Origin of the sequence: Streptococcus sp. k-378, from assembly GCF_013277505.1 — a bacterium.
Taxonomy (GTDB): Bacteria; Bacillota; Bacilli; order Lactobacillales; family Streptococcaceae; genus Streptococcus; species Streptococcus pseudopneumoniae.
On record NZ_VMNC01000047.1, the window covers coordinates 1 to 3,128 of the forward strand.

Sequence of the window (3,128 nt, forward strand, 5' to 3'; positions counted from 1 at the left end):
CCGTGCTTCACAAACCAGCAAGATTCCTTACCAATTGATTGTTGGAGACAAGGAAATGGAAGACGGAACTGTTAACGTTCGTCGCTATGGCCAAAAAGAAACACAAACTGTCTCAGTTGATGATTTTGTTGGAGCTATCCTAGCTGATATAGCCAACAAATCACGCGTTGAGAAATAAGAACCTAGCATAAAAGCCTCCAGTCCGGAGGCTTTTTCGTCTATTCTCACTCAAGGACTAGGTTCACTTGAGCAAACTGAATCCGCGCTATCGTTCCTTTTCCGACCTCAGACTCGATACGAATCTCGTGCCCCAGTTCTTCAGAAATTTTCTTAGATAGGTAAAGGCCAAGGCCAGATGACTGCTGGGTTAGGCGTCCATTATATCCTGAAAATCCACGTTCAAAGACTCGGAGGACATCACTGTTTTTTATCCCGATTCCCGTATCCTTGATACAAAGCTCTTGCCCCTCCATATAAATCTCCAGACCACCTTCCTTAGTGTACTTGAGACTATTTGAGATAATTTGCTCAATAACCACTAGCAGCCACTTTTTATCCGTCACGATTTCTTTATCAAGGTCATGTAGATTGACATTTAGGCCTTTTTGAATAAAGAAAAGAGCGTATTTACGAATTATTTCCTTGACCAAGTCCTCAATTTGAACCTGCTTTAAGACCAAATCATCATGAAAACTTTCTAAACGCAGGTACTGTAAAACTAAATTGGTATAGGAGTCAATCTTGAAAATTTCCTGTTCTAATTGCTGCTTCAGTTGGCGGTCGACCACTTCTGCAACTAAGAGTTGACTGGCTGCAATGGGGGTCTTAATCTGATGGGCCCACAAGGTATAGTAATCCAGCAAATCCGTCAGTTTTCTTTCTGCGTCAGACCTCTGCTGATAGAGTTCCATCTCACGCGCTTCTAATTTTTCAGCCAAGGCTCTTTCCAAAGGAGACTGAGCTTCCCTCTCCCCATAGAGAATTTCCTGACGATAGACCTGCGTTTCCACCAATATGTCCCAAGTGAAAAATAAGATGGTTACAAAGCAACACAAGAGGAAAAAGTAGAGAAAGTAAGTTCCCAAACTGGCAAATAAAAACTGAAAGAGCAAAATCAGAAATGCTAAAGCAAGCAGATAGACAAACAGACGACTACGGGAGCGCAGATAGGCTAGAAAAAATTGTTTCCAATCAAGCATGCTTCAGTCCGTACCCTATCCCTTTCTTGGTCTCGATAAATCCTACCAAGCCCTGCTCTTCCAATTTTTTACGCAAACGAGCCACATTGACAGAGAGGGTATTATCATCAATGAAAAAGTCACTGTTCCAAAGTTCCCGCATGAGGTCGTCACGCGCTACAATATTGCCTGCATGCTCAAATAACACGCGTAAAATCTGGAATTCGTTCTTGGTCAAATTCAAGACTTGCCCTTGATAATGTAAATCCATGGATTTGGTATTGAGGATAACACCAGCATATTCCAGTAAACTCTCGTCACGCCCGAACTCATAGGAACGACGCAGCAAGCCCTGAACCTTGGCTAAAAGAACCTGCTGGTCAAAAGGTTTGGTCACAAAGTCATCCGCCCCCATATTGATTGCCATGACAATATCCATAGCCTGGTCTCTCGAAGACAGAAACATGATAGGCACCTTGGAAATCTTGCGAATTTCCTGACACCAGTGATAACCATTAAACAAGGGCAGCCCAATATCCATGAGGACCAGATGAGGTTCCGATTGGACAAAAAGACTCAAAACTTCCATAAAGTCTTCTACCAAGACCACTTCAAATCCCCATTCAGAGAGCATTTTCCCGACCTGTTGACGAATAACCTGATCATCTTCTACTAGTAAAATCTTGTGCATGCGCTCCTCCTTTTCTATTATTATAACAGATTTTTCCATGCTCGAATGTCTGAAATTGAATTTGACATAGCTTGTTTTTAGCCAACAAAGTGCAACAATCCTACTAGCTAATTTGAGGGAAATTTGATAAGATAAAGAAAAGAAAGGAGTTCTTATGGCCAATATTTTTGATTACCTGAAAGATGTCGCATACGATTCCTTTTACGACTTTCCATTGAATGAGTTAGACATTCTAGCCTTAACAGAAGCTACCTACCTCTCCTTTGATAATCTGGTCTCCACAAGTCCTCAGCGACTTTTAGACCTGGCTCCTCAGGTTCCAAGGAATCCTAACATGTTGACCAGCAAAAATCGCCTCCAGCTATTAGATGAGCTAGCTCAACACAAACGCTTCAAAAATTGTAAACTCTCTCATTTTATCAACGACATTGACCCTGAACTGCAAAAGCAGTTTGCGGCTATGACCTACCGCCTCACTCTCGATACCTATCTGATTGTCTTTCGTGGGACTGATGACAGTATCATTGGCTGGAAGGAAGATTTCCACCTGACCTATATGAAGGAAATTCCTGCTCAAAAGCACGCCCTTCGCTATTTAAAGAACTTTTTTGCCCACCATCCTAATCAAAATGTCATTCTGGCTGGACATTCCAAGGGAGGAAATCTAGCCATCTATGCTGCTAGTCAAATTGAACAAAGTTTACAGGATCAAATCACAGCAGTTTATACCTTTGATGCGCCTGGTCTCCATAAAGAACTGACACAAACCGAGGGCTATCAAAGGCTAATGGATAGAACCAAGGTCTTCATCCCACAAGGTTCCATCATCGGTATGATGCTGGAAATCCCTAACCAGCAAATCATCGTGCACAGTACTACCTTGGGTGGTATCGCCCAGCACGATACCTTTAGTTGGCAGATTGAGGACAAGCACTTCGTCCAGCTGGATAAGACCAACAGTGATAGCCGACAAGTCGACACAACCTTCAAGGAGTGGGTGGCCACAGTCCCTGACGAGGAACTCCAGCTCTATTTCGACCTCTTCTTTGGCACCATTCTTGATTCTGGTATTACTTCTATCAATGACCTATCTTCCTTAAAGGCGATTGAACACATTCATCATCTCTTTGTCCAAGCGTAATCCCTCACTCCAGAAGAAAGGGAAACCATGGGACGCCTCACTCAATTATTGATTGATACCCGTTACCAAGCATGGAAGAATAGATAAAAAGCTTATGAAAAGGTAATACTCTTCGAAA

The 3,128-nt window shown here is 42.6% G+C and carries 3 protein-coding genes and 1 pseudogene; 2 read left to right on the top strand and 2 right to left on the bottom strand.

Annotation, left to right across the window (positions count from 1 at the left end; all coding sequences use genetic code 11):
- The coding region (locus HT719_RS05500; protein ID WP_172928501.1) for a His/Gly/Thr/Pro-type tRNA ligase C-terminal domain-containing protein at positions 1–178 on the top strand (178 nt) is incomplete at its 5' end.
- 46 nt (positions 179–224) lie between these two features.
- Here the strand turns inward: HT719_RS05500 and HT719_RS05505 are convergent.
- Both HT719_RS05505 and HT719_RS05510 read right to left on the bottom strand, forming a co-directional pair.
- The gene (locus HT719_RS05505) at positions 225–1,199 is read right to left on the bottom strand and encodes a sensor histidine kinase (RefSeq protein ID WP_054393109.1); all 975 of its coding nucleotides are present in this window, start codon (positions 1,197–1,199) and stop codon (positions 225–227) included.
- On the bottom strand, positions 1,192–1,869 hold the full coding sequence (locus HT719_RS05510) for a response regulator transcription factor (protein WP_000548991.1): 678 nt from the start codon (positions 1,867–1,869) through the stop codon (positions 1,192–1,194). The genes HT719_RS05505 and HT719_RS05510 overlap by 8 nt, the downstream gene beginning before the upstream one ends.
- A 154-nt stretch (positions 1,870–2,023) precedes the next feature.
- On the opposite strand from HT719_RS05510, the pseudogene HT719_RS05515 reads away from it, so the two are divergent.
- Positions 2,024–3,097 (top strand): annotated as a pseudogene (locus HT719_RS05515) (DUF2974 domain-containing protein).
- The last annotated feature ends 31 nt before the right edge of the window (positions 3,098–3,128 follow it).

Excerpts from the sequence above, each read along its gene's own strand:
- HT719_RS05505 (WP_054393109.1), bottom strand. The coding sequence starts at position 1,199 with ATGCTTGATTGGAAACAATTTTTTCTAGCCTATCTGCGCTCCCGTAGT.
- HT719_RS05510 (WP_000548991.1), bottom strand. The coding sequence starts at position 1,869 with ATGCACAAGATTTTACTAGTAGAAGATGATCAGGTTATTCGTCAACAG.